15 protein-coding genes are annotated in these 17,062 nt (G+C 72.2%); 10 read left to right on the top strand and 5 right to left on the bottom strand.

Annotation, left to right across the window (positions count from 1 at the left end; genetic code table 11):
* Positions 1-69: 69 nt before the first annotated feature.
* The gene (locus KV097_RS02840) at positions 70-1,278 is read right to left on the bottom strand and encodes an LCP family protein (RefSeq protein WP_220345240.1); all 1,209 of its coding nucleotides are present in this window, start codon (positions 1,276-1,278) and stop codon (positions 70-72) included.
* Between the two features lie 138 nt (positions 1,279-1,416).
* Here KV097_RS02840 and KV097_RS02845 point away from each other — a divergent pair, with 138 nt between their 5' ends.
* Positions 1,417-2,868 (top strand): LCP family protein, encoded by a 1,452-nt coding sequence (locus KV097_RS02845; RefSeq protein ID WP_220365022.1) that lies wholly within the window; start codon positions 1,417-1,419, stop codon positions 2,866-2,868.
* A 38-nt stretch (positions 2,869-2,906) separates the two neighbouring features.
* Here KV097_RS02845 and KV097_RS02850 read toward each other — a convergent pair whose 3' ends face one another.
* From KV097_RS02850 to cofD, 3 genes are read right to left on the bottom strand one after another with little or no spacing between them, the layout of a single operon-like run.
* A complete protein-coding gene (locus tag KV097_RS02850; RefSeq protein ID WP_220365023.1) occupies positions 2,907-3,614 on the bottom strand; it encodes a TIGR03089 family protein in 708 nt (235 codons plus the stop codon).
* A gap of 9 nt (positions 3,615-3,623) precedes the next feature.
* Entirely contained in the window at positions 3,624-4,607 is a 984-nt protein-coding gene (gene cofE, locus KV097_RS02855; RefSeq protein WP_220365024.1) for a coenzyme F420-0:L-glutamate ligase, read from the bottom strand.
* Positions 4,604-5,581 carry a 2-phospho-L-lactate transferase gene (gene cofD / locus KV097_RS02860; protein ID WP_220365025.1) on the bottom strand — a complete coding sequence of 326 codons (978 nt, stop codon included), beginning with the start codon at positions 5,579-5,581 and terminating at the stop codon, positions 4,604-4,606. The genes cofE and cofD overlap by 4 nt, the downstream gene beginning before the upstream one ends.
* A gap of 131 nt (positions 5,582-5,712) precedes the next feature.
* Here cofD and KV097_RS02865 point away from each other — a divergent pair, with 131 nt between their 5' ends.
* From KV097_RS02865 to KV097_RS02880, 4 genes are all read left to right on the top strand, one after another.
* Positions 5,713-7,044 (top strand): hypothetical protein, encoded by a 1,332-nt coding sequence (locus KV097_RS02865; RefSeq protein ID WP_220365026.1) that lies wholly within the window; start codon positions 5,713-5,715, stop codon positions 7,042-7,044.
* 245 nt (positions 7,045-7,289) lie between these two features.
* The gene (locus tag KV097_RS02870) at positions 7,290-7,538 is read left to right on the top strand and encodes a WhiB family transcriptional regulator (RefSeq protein ID WP_220341884.1); all 249 of its coding nucleotides are present in this window, start codon (positions 7,290-7,292) and stop codon (positions 7,536-7,538) included.
* A gap of 115 nt (positions 7,539-7,653) precedes the next feature.
* Entirely contained in the window at positions 7,654-10,464 is a 2,811-nt protein-coding gene (locus KV097_RS02875) for a glycosyltransferase family 2 protein (protein ID WP_220341883.1), read from the top strand.
* A complete protein-coding gene (locus KV097_RS02880) occupies positions 10,461-11,975 on the top strand; it encodes a DUF5719 family protein (protein WP_220365027.1) in 1,515 nt (504 codons plus the stop codon). Before KV097_RS02875 ends, KV097_RS02880 begins: the two co-directional genes overlap by 4 nt.
* A gap of 4 nt (positions 11,976-11,979) precedes the next feature.
* Here the strand turns inward: KV097_RS02880 and KV097_RS02885 are convergent, their stop codons facing one another.
* Positions 11,980-12,438: a metallopeptidase family protein gene (locus tag KV097_RS02885; protein WP_220365028.1), complete on the bottom strand. Its 459-nt coding sequence runs from the start codon at positions 12,436-12,438 to the stop codon at positions 11,980-11,982.
* A gap of 118 nt (positions 12,439-12,556) precedes the next feature.
* Here KV097_RS02885 and KV097_RS02890 point away from each other — a divergent pair, with 118 nt between their 5' ends.
* From KV097_RS02890 to ahcY, 5 genes are all read left to right on the top strand, one after another.
* On the top strand, positions 12,557-12,901 hold the full coding sequence (locus KV097_RS02890) for a DUF3499 domain-containing protein (RefSeq protein ID WP_220341880.1): 345 nt from the start codon (positions 12,557-12,559) through the stop codon (positions 12,899-12,901).
* 2 nt (positions 12,902-12,903) lie between these two features.
* The gene (locus KV097_RS02895) at positions 12,904-14,295 is read left to right on the top strand and encodes a phosphomannomutase/phosphoglucomutase (RefSeq protein ID WP_220365029.1); all 1,392 of its coding nucleotides are present in this window, start codon (positions 12,904-12,906) and stop codon (positions 14,293-14,295) included.
* Positions 14,292-14,465: a Trm112 family protein gene (locus KV097_RS02900; protein ID WP_220341878.1), complete on the top strand. Its 174-nt coding sequence runs from the start codon at positions 14,292-14,294 to the stop codon at positions 14,463-14,465. Before KV097_RS02895 ends, KV097_RS02900 begins: the two co-directional genes overlap by 4 nt.
* Before the next feature lie 19 nt (positions 14,466-14,484).
* A complete protein-coding gene (locus tag KV097_RS02905) occupies positions 14,485-15,495 on the top strand; it encodes an SIS domain-containing protein (protein ID WP_220365030.1) in 1,011 nt (336 codons plus the stop codon).
* Positions 15,496-15,588: 93 nt separating this feature from the next.
* Positions 15,589-17,019 (top strand): adenosylhomocysteinase, encoded by a 1,431-nt coding sequence (ahcY, locus tag KV097_RS02910; RefSeq protein WP_220341876.1) that lies wholly within the window; start codon positions 15,589-15,591, stop codon positions 17,017-17,019.
* Positions 17,020-17,062 lie beyond the last annotated feature (43 nt).

Consider the following 17,062-nt stretch of genomic DNA (forward strand, 5'->3'; position numbering starts at 1 on the left):
TCCGATCAGTTCGAGGCATCGCTGCCCACGCCGAAGAATGGCGCTGAACCTAGCAGAGACCGGGCGGGGTCAGCGCGCGGGTAGACCATCCTTGGTACAAACGGCCTTGGTGATCTTGTCGGTCTCGCCGGCCTTGATGTAGCCGAACAGCTCGAGCGCCCGCTTCTTGTCCCACCGGACCGAGGCGTCGGCGATCGGGACCGTGCAGTTGTGACCCGAGCCGCCCATCGCCGCCGACAGGCTCCACGCGAACCGGCCCAACGAGATCGGGCCGACGTTGTCGCCGATCCGCAGCGAGTCGGTCGCTGCCGTCACGACGCCGGCGTACCGGAACGGGTTCAAGAACGTCGACGGCGACTTCACCGCGCCCGCGATCGCTCCGAGCACCTCGCGCTGGGACTGGACCCGCTGGAGGTCCTGCGTCGCGTACGAGTGGCGCGAGCGGGCGTACCCGAGGGCCTGCGCGCCGTCGACCTCCTGGCAGCCCTTCTTGAGCTTGAGGCCGGCGTCCTTGTCCTTGATCCCCTGCTTCGGGCAGATCTCGACGCCACCGACGGCGTCGACCATGTTGACGAAGCCGCCGAAACCGATCTCGACGTAGTCGTCGATACGGACGCCGGTGGACTGCTCCAGAGTCTCGACGAGCAGCTTGGGCCCGCCGTACGCGTACGCCGCGTTGATCTTGGTACGGCCGTGGCCGGGGATCGGGACGATGGAGTCGCGCGGGATGGAGACGAGCGTCGTCGGTCCGCCACCGACGTGCATCATCATGATCGTGTCGGTACGCCTTCCTTCGGCGTTGCCGGTCGCGAGCTTCTTGCGCTGGGCCTTGGTCAGCCCTTCACGGCTGTCCGAGCCGACGAGCAGGTAGGTCGTGCCCGGCTGGTCGGCGGGACGCTCACCACCCGGCGTGGCGTCGACCTTCTCGATCTTTCCCCACGCCCACACGGGCACCGCGATCAGGAAGATCAGCCATGCCACCAGGAGCAGGGGGATGATCCGGCGCGGCCGGAGCCACCGGCGGCCCGCGCCTCCGCCTCCGCCCGAGCGGCGCGGCGTGGCGGCCGGCCGGCGCTCGTCGGGGAACTGCATCGGGGGCAGGTCCGACGGCCGCTGCTGCGGCTGGCCGGGGTGCGGCTGCTGGTGCGGAGGACCGTACGGCGGGCCACCGTACGGTTGCGACGACGGGCCTCCGACGACCCGCGTGGCGTCGTCGCCAGGGCCGTAGAGCCAGTCGAAGTCGTCGCCGTCACCGCGGCGCGGATCTCGATCGGGCATGCGGTCGAAGGTACCGGACAGGTCGTTCGACCCGCCGACGTGTCGGCGCGTCGCCCCGGGACGCCACCCTCCGGTGGTGATACTGGCGTGGCGTCCACTCGGGGCCGGCGCAGCACGACAGCGACGTCATGGGGGTACATGTCCGACTACGCAGATGCCTACGGGCGGACGCAGGCCGAGGAGCAATCGGCCCGCATCCGCTTCCGTCGCGCACTCTCGTTGATGCTCATGACGCTGGTCGCTCCGGGCTCGGCCCAGGTCGTCGCCGGCCATCGCAGGATCGGGCTGCTCGCGCTGCGGGTCTGGGGAGCGGTCTGGGGTGTCGTGGTGATCGCGGTGCTGCTGGGGCTGCTCGACCGCGGGATCATCATCTGGCTGCTCACCTCGTCGGGGATCCTCTGGCTGCTGCGGTTCGGCCTGATCATCCTCGCGCTCGCGTGGGTGGCGCTCTTCGCCGACGCCTGGCGACTCGGGTCACCGCTGCGGCTGGAGCGTCGCCAGAGGCTCGCGCTGAGCGGAGTCAGCGGCGTGCTGTGCTTCGTGACCGCCGGCGCGCTGTTCGTCGCCTCCAACCTGATGGCCGTCCAGCAGGACTTCATCACCACGGTCTTCGGTTCGTCGGCGGTCAGCGGGACCGACGCGGGGCGCTACAACGTGCTGCTCCTCGGTGCGGACTCCGGCAAGGGCCGTGACGGACTCCGCCCGGACTCTCTCACCATCGCGAGCATCGACTCCGAGACCGGTGACACCGTCCTGGTGGGCCTTCCGCGCAACCTGGCCAACGTGCCGTTCCCCGAGAGCTTCCCGATGCATGACGAGTTCCCGGACGGCTTCGACTGCGAGGGCTGCTACCTCAACAGCGTGAACACCTGGGCCGACGGCCACCCCGAGATCTTCGGCGGCAAGGGGCACGAGGGCATCGCCGCCACGGAGGCGGCGATCGAGGAGATCACGGGGCTCGAGATCAGCTATCACGTGCTGGTCAACATGAAGGGCTTCGCCTCCCTCGTCGACGCCGTCGGTGGGGTGAAGGTCCGGGTCCGCGAGCGCACCGCCATCGGTGGCATCGGCTCGCCGATCACCGGCTGGATACGCAAGGGCAGGCAGGTCCTCGACGGCAAGCAGGCGCTCTGGTACGCCCGCAGCCGCGTGCAGAACTCCGACTACTCACGGATGGCACGGCAGAAGTGCCTGATGAACGCGATGCTCCAGCAGCTCGACCCCAACACGGTGCTGCTCAAGGCGACGGGCATCGCCGAGTCGAGCAAGCGGATGCTCAGCACCGACATCCCCGCCGGTGAGCTCGACACCTTCGTCGACCTCGCGCTCAAGGCGCGGGGTGCGAAGATCTCGACGGTCTCTCTGGTGCCGCCCCAGGTCGACACGGGTGATCCGGACTTCGGCAAGATCCGGAAGATGGTGTCGAAGGCGGTGAAGCGCTCCGAGGACGGGGCCGGCGAGTCCGGCGGCGGCTCCGCCACCAAGGCCGGGTCGTCCGGTCGCCCAGCGGTGACGAAGACCGGGGGCGACCCTGCTGCCGAGCGAGCGGCCCGGGCGAACCAGGCCGAGGACCTGGCGGACGCCTGCTGACGATCACGCGTCGGTCGGCCCGGTGGCCTGCGTGCCTGTCAGCCGACGGTGACCCGCTCGGTCTCGGCGATCGCCGCGATGCGGTCGGCGTCGGACTCCGGCGAGCGCGAGCGAACGAGCACCAGGGAGCCCTTGGCGTGAAGGGCCCCGAGGATCGCGGGCATCAACGCCGCGGTGTCGCGGTCTCCCACCAGCAGCACGCGGGCGCCGTCGGGGTAGCGGTCGGCGGAGTCGGCGACCAGGTCGGCGTGCGTGACGATGCCGTCGGCGTCGCGAACCGCGACGGAGGAGCTGCGCGGCGGGTAGTACGCAGTGAACCGGTCGCCGTGCCCGCCCACGTCAGCGTTGTAGTCGATCACCCCTGGCGGCAGCGGTGACGTGAAACGGCCCCCGAGCGGACGCAGCGACAGCGCGACGATGTCGTCGGCGTCGCCGGCCACCTCGAGCGTCTCCGGGTCGACGACCACGACGGGATGGCCGGGCTCGAGGCTGACCGCAGACCCGACCACCCAGACCGCGAGCAGCCACACGACGGTCTCCCAGTGGATCGGGAGGAGCACCCCGACGGTGCTCTCGTCGTCGGCGCCCAGGGTGTCCTGCAGCATGTTCGCCGTCTTGGCCACCCAGTTCATCGTGGTCGTCAGGCTCAGCTCGGTGCGCTCACCCGTCTCGAGGTCGTAGAACGTCACCACGGGCCGCGACGGATCGGCTCGAGCGGCACTCGTGAGGAGGTCGGCGATGGTCACGCAGCCACCTTAACGGCCCGCGGTGAGCGTGGTCCTCACCTCGACCTCGACCTCCAGACGGTACGCGGCGGCACCGATGCGCAGGCGCTCGGCGACACGTCCGGCCTCGACCATGGCGGCCGCGCCGCCACCGAGGGGCGTCACGTGGAAGGTGCCCTCGGCGTGCGTGACGGCGACAAGGTCCTCGTCGGGGGCCGCGAGCTCGTGGACGCGGTCGGCCGCGCCGTCGCCGGCGGGGGAGAAGCCCGCGGGCTGACTCTCGGTCAGCACCGCCTCGACCGCGTCACGGGCGCCCAGGCCGAAAAGGTCCTCGTCCTCGGGGCGAAGGAGGTCGCGCGCCCCGGTGCCGGCCGTCGTCCAGTGGTCCCCGACCCAGTGACGCGGGAGGCCGCGGACGACCACGAACGGGGTGTTGCTCGTCTTCCCGGCGACCAGCTCCGCCGCGCCGGCGATCTCGTCGGCGACCGCGGGCTCGGTCACGTGCAGGGCGTTGCCGTAGGAGTCCTGCGTACCCGACAGCGAGTTCATCACCTTCAGACCCGCGCTCCCGATCGCGATGTCGGTCTGCCCGCGCCGCCAGGCCCGGCCCGCGGTGTCGGAGAGCACCAGGCCGATCTCCACCCCTGCCCGCCGCCGGAGCGCCCGCCAGAGGTCGTACGCCGTCGCGTCGGGGTCGTCCGGCAGTGTCAGGACCGTGCCCGGCGTGGTGTTGCTGGCGTCGACGCCGGCCGCGGCCATCGTGAGGCCCGCGCGGTTGCGCACGATGCGGGTCGGACCGCGGCGCGCGACCACGCGGACGGTCTCGCGATCGATCACGGTCTCGCGGTCCCCGCTCGTCACGAGGCCGAGTGCCTTGCTGACGACCTTGCTCGTCACCACGACGACGTCACCGTCGCGGAGCGGCTCGTCGAGACGGCCGAGGAGGAGGTCGACGAGGTCGTCGCCCGGCCGCACCTCGCGCACACCGGTGACCGGCCACAGCGTGAGGCTCATCGGGCGACGCCGACCTCACGTGCGAGAGCGAGCGCGTCGGCGGCGAGCGTGCGGGTGGTCTCGGCGTCGGACATGTAGAGCGGCACCGCGCGGGCGACGAGGCCTGCCTCCTCGAGCGGGCCGAGCTGGTCGGCGTCACCGGTGTCGACGAGCCAGCCGTCGAGCACGCCACCGGTCTTACGGGCGCCGTAGCGGACCCCCACGGCGCCGGCGCTCACACCGACGCCGAGCGCGGTGAGCAGCTGGTCGGCCATGCCTCGCACCGCACCGCCGGCGATGATGGGGGAGATGCCGATCACGGGGGCACGGGTGGTCCGGAGCGCGTCCGAGACACCGGCCACGGCGAGGATCGGCCCCACCGACACGACGGGGTTCGACGGCGGGACGAGGACCACGTCGGTGTCCATGACCGCCTCGATCACACCGGGGGCGGGCTTGGCCTCCTCGATGCCGATCATGACGACGTCGTGGGCGGGTACGGCGGCTCGGAGGCGCACCCAGTACTCCTGGAAGTGGATCGCGCGGCGCTGACCCTCGTTCTCGACGACGACGTGGGTCTCCACCCGGTCGTCGGTCATGGGGAGCAGCGTGACACCGGGTTGCCACCGCACGCAGAGCGCGCGGGTGACGTCGCTGAGCGGGTAGCCCGCCTGCAGCATCTGCGTACGCACGAGGTGGGTGGCGACGTCACGGTCGCCGAGTCCGAACCAGGTGGGTTGCGCGCCGTACGCGGCGAGCTCCTCCTTGACGCTCCAGGTCTCGTCGGACCGGCCCCAGCGGCGCTCCTCGTCGATCCCGCCGCCGAGGGTGTACATCAGCGTGTCGAGGTCGGGGCAGACCTTCAGTCCGAAGAGCCACAGGTCGTCGGCGGTGTTGCCGACGACGGTGACCTCGGCCTCGTCGCCTACCTCGTCGAGCAGGCCACGGACGAACGCGGCGCCGCCGATACCTCCGGACAGAACGGTGATCCTCATGCGGACATTCTCCCTGTCCGGTCCTGATCCGACGCACTCCCGGCCGGACGAATGGACTGTCTCGTGCGTAGGGTAGGTCCGTTCGTTGGGCCAGGGCACGACCCTGCGCCCGATCCAGGAGATGGGGATCTGTGTTCGACTCACTACGCAAGTACCGCGACATCTTCTCGTACGCGTTGCTGGGGATCGTTGCCGCGACGTTGCTGGCGCACTTCATCGCGCTGCTCGACGACCGCGGCTGGGGTTCCTGGGCGAACGCCGCCCTCAACCCGGGCCTCGTGCTGGTCACCGCCCTCGCCGTCGCGATCGCCGCACCGCGCAAGGACGACCTGAGCTCGGGAGCGCGCACGATCACGATCGCCGCGATCGCGGTGCTCGGGGTGAGCATCGCGCTCGGCCTGTGGGGGCTCATCAAGGCGCTCAGCGAGGACCTCTACCCCAACAAGGCGTCCTTCACGATCCTCGTGCTGGCGACACTGGCGCTCAACGGCCTCGTGATCTTCGCTGCCGTCACCCTTCTCCGCGAGCTGCCTGCTCCGGCGCGCGCGCCGAAGCACCAGCAGGCGTGGGGCGGCCAGCAGCAGGGGCCGTGGGGGCAGCCGCAGGGCGGCCAGCAGGGCTGGCCCGCGCAGCAGCAGCCGCAGCCTCAGCAGTGGGCCGACCAGGGTGGCTGGCCGCAGCAGGGCCTCCCGCAGCAGCAGAGCCCGCAGGCGCCTCAGCCGCAGCAGCAGAGCTGGCAGGGGTACGGAGCGGGCGCGGCAGGTGCCGCCGCCGGCTACGGTGCGGCCGAGGCCGCGCAGCACTCGCCCTCGTGGGGCACCCCCTCGTACCCGGCGCCCGAGGCGCCCGCCCCCGAGGAGCCGGCCGAGCAGTCCACGGCCGTGTGGACCCCGCCGGCTGAGGAGCCCTCGACCGATCTACGGTCGCAGAGCCCGGGCCAGGAGCAGCCGGCCTCGGCGTGGGGGGCGCAGCCGCCCGAGCAGCAGCCGAACGCCGACTGGGGAAGCAGCGCACCGGACGCCGGATGGGGGCGTGACTCGCAGTGGTCGCCGCCCGAGCAGCCGATCCCGAGCACGTGGGCACAGCCGGCGACCGAGCAGCCGACGTGGCAGCCGCCCAGCGAGTACGGATCGACCTGGCCGCAGCCGCCGCAGCCGCCGCAGCCCGAGCAGCAGTCCTATACGCCGCCTGAGCAGCCTGCCCAGCCGACGTGGCAGGGCGAGGGTGGCGGATGGGGCAGCTCGTCCCCCTCGACGGGTTGGTCCGCTCCCACGACTGAGCCCGAGGGCGATCAGCCGGTCGCACGCCTCGGAAACGCCACGTTCGATGCTGTTCCCGAGACGGACGCCACGTACGAGGCAGGGACGTCGACTGGCGAGTCGTCGGACAAGCCGACCGACGGCGAGGACGGTGGCGACGAGCCTCGTTCCTCGTCCTGGTGGACGCCCGGAAGCGGCTCCTGATCCATCTCGGAGCTTGACGAAGGCCCGTACCACGGATGGTGCGGGCCTTCGCATTAGCACTACTCGGCTTGACGGATGGGTATTGACAGGCTTGTAATTTCACTAGTGTCGTCCTCTTGGACGGCTCAGGTGCACGATCGGGACTCTCACGAGCCACGATCACGGTCCACGAGGGGTCGAGGACTGGCGCCGGGGCCGGGGGCGGTACGGACCACGGGGACTATCAGGGGCAGGAGGCGAGACTGATGGAGGACATCTTCCATGCAGACGCCGAGGAGATGGGCTGGCAGGATCGCGCCCTGTGTGCGCAGACCGATCCAGAGGCGTTCTTCCCGGAGAAGGGCGGCTCGACACGCGAGGCGAAGCGGGTCTGCCTGACCTGCGACGTGCGTGGCGAGTGCCTCGAGTACGCGCTGCAGAACGACGAACGGTTCGGGATCTGGGGCGGACTCTCCGAGCGCGAGCGTCGCAAGCTCAAGAAGCACGCGATCTAAGTCGCCGCGGGGCCGGTCCACGACCGGCCCGCGGACGACGCCCGGCGAGCGCCGTCGCGCCAGGGCTGGACCGGCCCGGTGAGCGCTCTGGCGTCATGGCTAGACTCGCCCACCTATGATCGAAGGCGTCGAAGAGGGCTTGGTTCCCTCCCGTGACTGGACCGCCTCGCCCCCCAGCGTCACCGCCGTCATCGTGTGCCGCAACGGCGCGCGGTGGCTCCCTCAGGTTCTCGACTCGCTGGCGTCCCTGTCCCACCTCCCGACCGCGGTCGTCGCGGTCGACGTGGCCTCCACGGACGAGACGCGCGAGATTCTCGCCCGTTACCTGCACCCCGCATCGATCAGGACCGCCCCGGCCGGCACCGGCTTCGGTGACGCCGTCCGTGTCGCCCTCGACGGCGCCCAGCCGACCGAGTGGGTGTGGCTGCTCCACGACGACTCGTCGCCCGGCCCGGATGCTCTCGCCCACCTGCTCGACCAGGCGACCCAGTCCGAGCGCATCGGCATCGTCGGGCCGAAGCTCCGCGAGTGGCCGTCGCTCAAGCGCCTGCTCGAGGTCGGTGTGTCGATCACCGGCACCGGGTCACGCGAGACCGGACTCGAGCGCGGTGAGCCGGACCAGGGCCAGCACGACCGCCCACGCGACGTCCTCGCGGTCAGCACGGCCGGCATGCTCGTCCGCCGCCGCGTCCTCGACGACCTCGGCGGGTTCGACCCGAAGCTCCCCCTCTACTTCGACGACGTCGACCTCGGCTGGCGTGCCGCGCGGCGCGGCTACCGCGTCCGCGTGGTCCCGAAGTCGGTCTTCTTCCATGTGGAGGCGAGCGCGACCGGCGTACGCCGAGGCTCTCTCTCCCGGCGCCCACGGCGCGATGCGAGACGGGCGGCGACCTACACGTTGCTGGCCAACGCCAGCCGAGCCGGTTTCTGGTGGCAGTCGGTGCGGCTGCTCCTCGGCACCTTCTTGCGGGCGCTCGCGCTCCTCGTCGCCAAGGCTCCGCGCGAGGCCGTCGACGAGATCCTCGGAGTCCTGACGGTCTACACGCGTCCGACCACGATGATCTCGGCGCGCCGCCGGCGCAACGCCGCCGCGCGGGTCGACGAGAAGACCGTGCGCGAGACGCTGCTGCCGCCACCGCTGATGCCGTACCGCCACGGTCTCGACGCCGTGGGCGAGCTGGTCAACACGCTGGTCGGGCCCGCGCCCGAGATGACGGGGCGTCGCGCAGCGGTCGAGGCCCGCCCGGAGGACGAGGACGACGCGCTGCCCGTCAGCGGGTCCTTCCTGTCGCGCCACCCGTGGGCCGCAACGGTCCTGCTCCTCCTCCTCGTCTCGCTGGTCGCGGCACGGTCGGTGATCGGCCCTGGACTGCTGGCCGGCGGCGCGCTGCTGCCCGCACCGGACGGCACCGGCGACTGGTGGTCGTTCTTCGTCTCCGGCTCCCACGACGTCAGCATCGGCAGCGACGTGCCGGCTCCGGGCTACCTGGTCCCCCTCGCCCTCCTCGGCACCCTGCTCGGAGGCAACGCCGACCTCGCGGTCTCGATCGTCGTCCTCGCCGGCGCGGTCCTCGCCGCGCTCACCGCGCACCGCCTCGCCCGGAGGCTGTTCGTCTCACCGGGCGTGCGGTTGTGGTGGGGAGTGACGTACGGCGTGCTCGTCGCGACGTCCGGCGCGGTCGCCCAGGGCCGCATCGGGACGGTGGTCGCCCTGGCCGCCGTGCCGGCGATCGTGAACTCGGCCTACCTGCTGATGACCCGCCCCAAGGTCACCGACGGGCTCCGGCTCGGCCTGTGGCTCACGCTGGCGACCGCCTTCGCGCCGCTGGCCTACCTGCTGACCGCCGTGCCGCTGCTGCTCGCCGGTGCGCTGCTCCTGCGTCGCCGTGGGTGGCCGAGCATCAGCACCGCGCTCGTCCTGCCGTGGCTCCTGCTCGGCTCGTGGATGTGGCGACGAGCCCTCGACCCCGGCGCCTGGTGGTGGGAGGCGGGACGGGCCGACGCCCACGTGGGTCCGCTCGACCCTCCGACGTGGCAGCTCGCGCTCGGGCACGCCGGCGGTCCCGGCGCCGCAACCTACGCAACGGGCGCGCTGGTCGTCCTCGGCCTCCTCGCCCTTCTTCGTAGCGAGCGTCGCGGTCCCGTCCTCGTCGCGTGGGCCGCGGGCCTGTGGGGGCTGGCGTGGGCGAGCCTGGGGGCCGGGTCGCGCTTCACCGACGGCATCTCGACCGGCCCGGCCTGGGTCGGTGTCCCCGCGACGCTGTGGGTCGCCGCCCTCGCCGCCGCAGCGGGCATGGCGGCCGACGGGCTGAGCGACCGCTGGTCCGGCCGGCCGTTGCGCCGGCGGGTCCTCGCGGTCGGCACCGCGCTCGCGATCGCCGGACCGCTCCTCGCGACCGGGTGGTGGGTGGTACGCGGCGTCGACGACCCCCTCGAACGCGGTGCGGTCGACCAGGTCCCCGCGTATCTGGCGTCCCGGGCGAAGGACGGCGCCTCCACGCTCGTCCTGAGCGGGTCGCGCGAGGAAGGCGTGACCCAGCAGGTCTACTCCGGCGACGGGATGCGGCTCGGTGACGAGGCGGTGCTGCCGGGACCGGAGGCCTTCGGTCCCCTCGACGCCGACGTGCGACAGCTCTTGTCCAACCCGTCGACCGGTGTGCTCGAGCGGCTCGGCGCGTACGGCATCGAGGCGATCTACGTCCCCGCGCCGGCCGATCCCGACCTCGTCGACGCACTCGAGGTCGCACCAGGGCTCGAGCCCTCCGGAGGGCCCGAGGGCTCACGGGTCTGGACCTTCACGACGACGGGGGAGCCGCGGGCCCTCCCGGACTCCGCCACCCGTCCGCTGATCGCGTGGGTCCAGCTGGGTCTTCTCGTCGTCGTCGTCATCGCGGCGGCGCCCGGACGAACGAGGGAGGTGCGATGAGCCCGCGGAAGTCCAAGCGCAAGGCCGGCGGCCGCCGCGTCAAGGACCAGGTCGTCGAGACCACCTCGGCGGCACTCGCCCTCGGTGCACAGTCGGGACGGCTGGTGATCGGGGCGATCGTCGTCGCGGCGCTGCTGCTGGTCGTCGGGGAGATCCGTACCGCGTCGTCGGGGGAGTCCCCCGAGCCGCCGTCGGAGCAGCGTGTCAGCGCGCTCACGTACGGGTGCCCGGCCTTCCTCCAGTCCCGTACCGCCTCGTCGACCACCGTCGCGGTCGCCTCCCTCCCGGGTGAGAAGCGCGACGGTGGATCACGCACGGTCGTCCGGCTCCCCGGGGGCGATCCTGTCGCCGGCCTCGCCGATGCGCCGCGCGGGACGTGGGCGACGGCGTCCGCCGGACGTGGGACCCGTGCCGTCCTCGTCGACGCCGCGGGCGCCCAGGCGCCCGGCACCGTCGCGTACTCGGCCTCCCGAGCGACGCTCGCCGACGGCGGGGGTCTCGCGGTGGCGGCCTGTCCGCGCCCGGCGCCCGAGCGCTGGTTCGTCGGTGCCGGGAGCACGCCTCAGCGCAGCACCGCGCTCGTGCTGACGAACACGTCGAGCTCGCGGGGCGTCGTGGACCTGACCCTGTACGGCGACGGTGGACCGATCGAGGGGGTCGGCACCCGCGGGATCGTGGTCGACGCCGGCAGCGCTCGGGTGCTCCGGCTCACCCAGCTCACCTCGGACGACTCCGAGCTCGCCGTCCGCGCGGTCGTCCGCCGGGGAGCGGTGGCCGTCGGCGCGGTCGACATCGCGGCGGGTGCTTCTCCGGGCAGCGAGTTCCTTCCCGGATCGGCGCTTCCCGCGACCGACCAGACCGTGGCCGGAGTGCCCGCGCAGCGTGGCTCGCGGACGCTGCTCATCGCCAACCCCTCGGACCGGACGGCCACCGTGGGCCTCTCGATCGCGACGAACGACGGCGTCTTCACCCCCTCGGGCCTGGAGTCCGTCGACGCCGCTCCCCAGTCGGTGACCTCGGTGACGCTTCCCGCCGACATCAGCCCTCGGGCGTACGCGGTGCGACTCGCCTCGGACGTTCCCGTCACCGCGTCGGTCCGCACCCGCTCCGGGCGGGACCACGCCTACTCCGTCGCCGCGGTGCCGTGGCAGGGGACCGCGGCGATGCCCGTCCAGATCGGCTCGTCGTTGCGACCCGGCGGCTCCGCGCTCGTGGTGAGCGCCGACGGCGACCGTCCTGCGGCGCTGACGGTGACCGCTCACGCGGAGGACGGCTCCGAGCTCGGCACGGCCGACGTCAAGGCGCCGGCAGGGACGACGACGTCGCTCGACCCGTTCGGCTCCGGCGGCGTCGGTGTCGCCGCAGGCAAGGTGTCGTACCTGACGATAGAGACGACGAGCGGCTCGGTGCGGGCGGCCGCCTCGTACACCGGCGGCGGGCTCGCCGTCACGCCGTTGAGCGCCGCGCCGGTTCGTGAGGCGGCTCCTGTCGTGCGGGCCGGGGCGCCCTGACCGGTCAGGCGCGCGGGTCGACCTCGTCGGGGTCGACCTGCCAGAACGCCGCGAGCTGGTCGACGAGCACGCTCAGCACCAGGTCGTCGAGCTCTGCTCGCGACGTCGCCCGGTGCTGGACGGGCTGACGGAAGAGGACGACACGCGGCCGCCCGCGGTCGGCGACGACCGTTCCGAGCGGCACCTCCTCGCGCCACCGCCGTGGCAGCACCGGGACGTCCTCGACCGCGACGTCGACCTGCTCGAGCGCCGACGAGTGCCGGGTCCGCAGGCGGGCGATCGCTCCGAGGACGGCGGTGTCGAACTGTGCCCGGCGGTCCCACGCACCTGGGACACCCTCGGGCGAGAGCGGGCCGGGCAGCGCCACCGGTCCGCGGAACCCCCGGCCGCGGCGGTCCCGCCGGCTCCCGCCGCGGGGCTCCACCAGCGGAGGGACCCGCGGATGCGAACGAGCGCTCCTCATCCCTCCTTCTATCCCGCGGGCCGACGGTGCGCAAGGACGCCGTCGGTGCGGTGCCGGACAGTCGTCGCGGCGGTGCGCCGCGTCCTGGACGGCGGATGCGGCACGCTACCCTCGCGGGGTGAGCCCCCTGCGTCGATGCACCCGCCCCGCGTGCGTGCGACCCGCCGTGGCGACGCTGACGTACGTGTACGCCGACAAGACCGCCGTGCTGGGTCCGTTGGCCGTCTACGCCGAGCCGCACAGCTACGACCTGTGCGAGAACCACGCCGAGCGCCTGTCGGCGCCCAAGGGCTGGGAGGTTCTCAGGCTCGAGATCGACCTCGCCGTCCAGGCGCCCTCACCGGACGACCTCGAGGCGCTCGCCGACGCCGTGCGCGAGGCGGCCCAGGCGCCGCCGCCGGTCGCCGGCCCCACCGAAACGACACGACGCGGGCACCTCCGCGTCCTGGGACCACAGGACTGATGATGACCCCTGACACTCTTGCCGCGCGCCTCTCTGTCCTCGTGAAGTCGTACGACGTGCGCGGCGCGTCTCCGGAGGTGCTCGACGCCGACGTGGCGAGGGCGCTCGGCGCTGCCTTCGCCGTCGAGACCGGCGCCGCCCCCGGGGACGACGGGGCTGCAGGCTCGGTCGTCATCGGCCACGACATGCGCGTCACCTCGCCCGAGCTGGCAGACGCCCTCGCCGAAGGCGTCACGAGCACCGGTGCCGACGTGGTCGCGATCGGGCTCGCGTCCACCGACATGCTCTACTACGCGTCCGGGGCGTGGGAGCTGCCGGGGATCATGGTCACCGCCAGCCACAACCCGAGCGGCGACAACGGGCTCAAGCTCTGCCGCGCCGGCGCTCGGCCGATCGGTCGCGACACCGGCCTGTCCGCCATCGCCGAGCGCGCCGTCAAGGGCGTCGACCCCGTCGTGGCGCGGGGTTCGGTCGTGGCGCGCGATGCCCTGACCGCCTACGCGCTGCGGGTCACCGAGCTGGTCTCGGTGCCCGCCGGGCCGCGGCCGCTCAAGGTCGTCGTCGACGCCGCCAACGGGATGGGCGGACTCATCGTCCCCGCCGTCTTCGCGCGCCTCGACGTCGAGCTCCACGGCCTCTACATGGACCTGGACGGCACCTTCCCCAACCACCCCGCCGACCCGCTCGACCCGGCCAACCTGGTCGACCTCCAGCGGGCGGTGCGCGAGCAGGGTGCCGATGTGGGTCTGGCCTTCGACGGCGATGCCGACCGCTGCTTCGTCGTCGACGAGCGCGGCGAGCTGGTGTCCCCGTCGGCGGTGACCGCGTTGATCGCCGCCCGCGAGCTCGCGACTCACCCCGGCGAGACGGTCCTCCACAACGTCATCACCTCGCGAGCGGTGCGGGAGGTGATCCTCGAGAGCGGCGGCACCCCTGTCCGTACCCCGGTGGGTCACTCCTTGATCAAGGCGGAGATGGCGCGCACCGGCGCCGTCTTCGGCGGCGAGCACTCCGGGCACTACTACTTCCGCGACTTCTCCCTCGCCGACTCCGGCATGCTCGCCGCGCTGCACGTGATGGCGGCGATGAACGCTGCCGGGTGCCCGTTGTCCGACGTCGTCGCGCAGTACGAGCGCTACCCGTCCTCGGGAGAGATCAACAATCGCGTCGCCGATGCCGCGGCCGTGACGGCCCGCGTGGCGGCGGCGTACGCCGAGTACGACCAGGACCGCCTCGACGGCCTCACCGTCACCGCGGACACCTGGTGGTTCAACCTCCGCAGCTCGCAGACCGAGCCGCTGCTGCGGCTCAACGTCGAGGCCGACGACGAGGCGACGCTGGCCCGCGTCCGTGACAACGTCCTCACGCTCATCCACCAGGAGGAGACCCCATGAACCTCGACCCCGCGCTGCTCGACATCCTCGTCTGCCCCCAGTGCCGCGCCACGCTCGCCGTGGACGTGGACCGCGACGAGCTGGTCTGCCACCTGTGCCGGCTCGCCTATCCGGTCCGCGACGACATCCCGGTGATGCTCGTCGGCGAGGCCCGCAGCCTGGCCGACTGACACAGGCATCGGACGAGCCGTGTTCGACGACGCGCTGCTGGACGACGAAGGCGCCCTGACGCGCGCCGACCCGGTCCTGCGTGAGCTGGCCCAGTCCGGCGCGCGGGTCAGGATGGACACCCACACCGCGGCGGAGGTCGTCGCGTCGCTCGCGCACGACGACGACCAGCGTCCTCGGGCGGTCGTCGCCGCAGGCCCGGCCGCCCGCCTGCTGCGCGCCGTGCTCGAGCCCGTGTGCCCCGTGCCGTTCGTCGCCTGGCCCGGGCCCGGCCTGCCCGGATGGGCAGGCAACCTCGACCTGGTCGTCGCGCTGGGTGCTCCCGACGGTCAGGCGGCCCACTCGACGGCCGCCGAGGCCGTACGCCGGGGGTGCCCGATGCTGCTCGTCACCGCGGCGACCTCTCCGCTCGCCGAGGTCGGCGCCTCTCGCTGGACGACCCTGCTGCCGACCGCGACCTCCGACGGGCTGACGTCGTCGGTCGTGGCTCTCCAGGCCCTCGCTGCGCTCGGGCTCGCCCCGGCCGTCGACGCCGACGAGGTGGCAGCGGCGCTCGACACGGTGGCGGTCGAATGCTCGCCGTTCCACGACCTCGGTTCCAACCGGGCCAAGCAGCTCGCGTCAGGGCTCGGTGACACGGTCCCGCTGGTGTGGGGCGGCAGCGTCCTCGCGGCACGGGCCGCGCGCCGGTGGGCGGAGGGGCTGCGTCGGGTCTCCGCGCGCCCGGCTCTCGCGGCGGAGGCCGACGACCTGGTCGCGGTGCTGCAGGCCAGCCCGCGCCGGGACGTGTTCGCCGACCCCTTCGAGGACCCGGTCGAAGGCGCCTCCCCGTACCTCGTGCTGCTCGACGACCAGGTCGACGCGCCGACGGTGCGGGTCGACCGGGGCCGCGTCCTGGGTGCGGCGCAGAGCCAAGGGGTGCGGCACGACGAGGTGGCGTCGGTCGGGGGCGGGGAGGTGGCGCGGTATGCCTCGCTGGTGGCAATCGGCGGCTACGCGGCGGCGTACCTCGCGGTCGGTCTCGGACGATGAGCGGCGGCGGGGCGTCGTAGCCTGCGGAGATCGGTGACCCGGCACATCGACACGGTGGCCCGGATGCTTCACCAGCCTGGCTACGATGGAGGAATGGACTTTTCGGTTGCTGATCTGACCCTGGCCGACCGCGGCCGCACGGAGATCACCCTTGCAGAGCACGAGATGCCCGGCCTCATGGCGATGCGGGCGCGCTACGGCGACAGCAAGCCGCTCGCAGGGGCCCGCATCGCGGGGTCGCTGCACATGACGGTGCAGACCGCCGTCCTCATCGAGACCCTCGTCGATCTCGGCGCCGACGTGCGCTGGGCCAGCTGCAACATCTTCTCGACGCAGGACGAGGCCGCTGCCGCGGTCGTCGTCGGTCGGAGCGGCACGGTCGACGACCCGCAGGGCGTCCCGGTGTTCGCCTGGAAGGGCGAGACCCTCGCCGAGTACTGGGACCTCGCCGAGCAGATGCTCGTCTGGCCCGGTGACGAGACCCCCAACATGATCCTCGACGACGGCGGCGACGCGACCCTCCTGCTGCACCTCGGCGTGGAGTACGAGAAGGCCGGCGAGGTGCCGTCCCCGGACACCACCGACAACGCCGAGCTCAAGGAGGTCCTTCGGGTCCTCGGTCGCAGCATGGAGTCCGACCCGCAGCGCTGGACCCGTATCGGCAACAGCGTCCAGGGCGTCACCGAGGAGACGACGACGGGAGTGCTGCGGCTGTACGAGCGCTTCAAGGAGGGCACGCTCCTCTTCCCGGCGATCAACGTCAACGACTCGGTCACCAAGTCGAAGTTCGACAACAAGTACGGCTGCCGCCACTCGCTCATCGACGGCATCAACCGTGCGACCGACGTGCTCATCGGCGGCAAGGTCGCGGTCGTCTGCGGCTACGGCGACGTCGGCAAGGGCTGCGCCGACTCGCTGCGTGGCCAGGGTGCGCGCGTCATCGTGACCGAGATCGACCCCATCTGCGCGCTGCAGGCGGCGATGGACGGCTACCAGGTCGCGCGCCTGGACTCGGTGATCGAGCACGCCGACATCGTCATCACCGCGACCGGCAACAAGGACGTCGTGACCGCCGAGCAGATCGGTCGCATGAAGCACCAGGCGATCCTCGGCAACATCGGCCACTTCGACAACGAGATCGACATGGCCGGGCTGGCGGCGACGCCCGGGGTGAAGCACAAGAACGTCAAGCCGCAGGTCGACCTGTGGACGGTGCCGAGCGGCAGCACCGTGATCGTGCTGAGCGAGGGGCGCCTGCTCAACCTCGGCAACGCGACGGGCCACCCGTCGTTCGTCATGTCCAACTCGTTCACCAACCAGGTGCTGGCGCAGATCGAGCTCTTCACCAAGAACGAGGAGTACCCGGTGGGTGTCTACACGCTGCCGAAGCACCTCGACGAGGAGGTCGCGCGTCTGCACCTCGATGCGCTGGGCGTGGAGCTCACCGAGCTCAGCGAGGACCAGGCGAGCTATCTCGGCGTCCCGGTGAGCGGACCCTACAAGTCCGACCACTATCGCTACTGAGCCTTCGGCGGAGGAGACACACGTGGACGGCAACGGCGCTGTC

Source organism: Mumia sp. zg.B17 (genome assembly GCF_019550915.1).
Taxonomy (GTDB): Bacteria; Actinomycetota; Actinomycetes; order Propionibacteriales; family Nocardioidaceae; genus Mumia.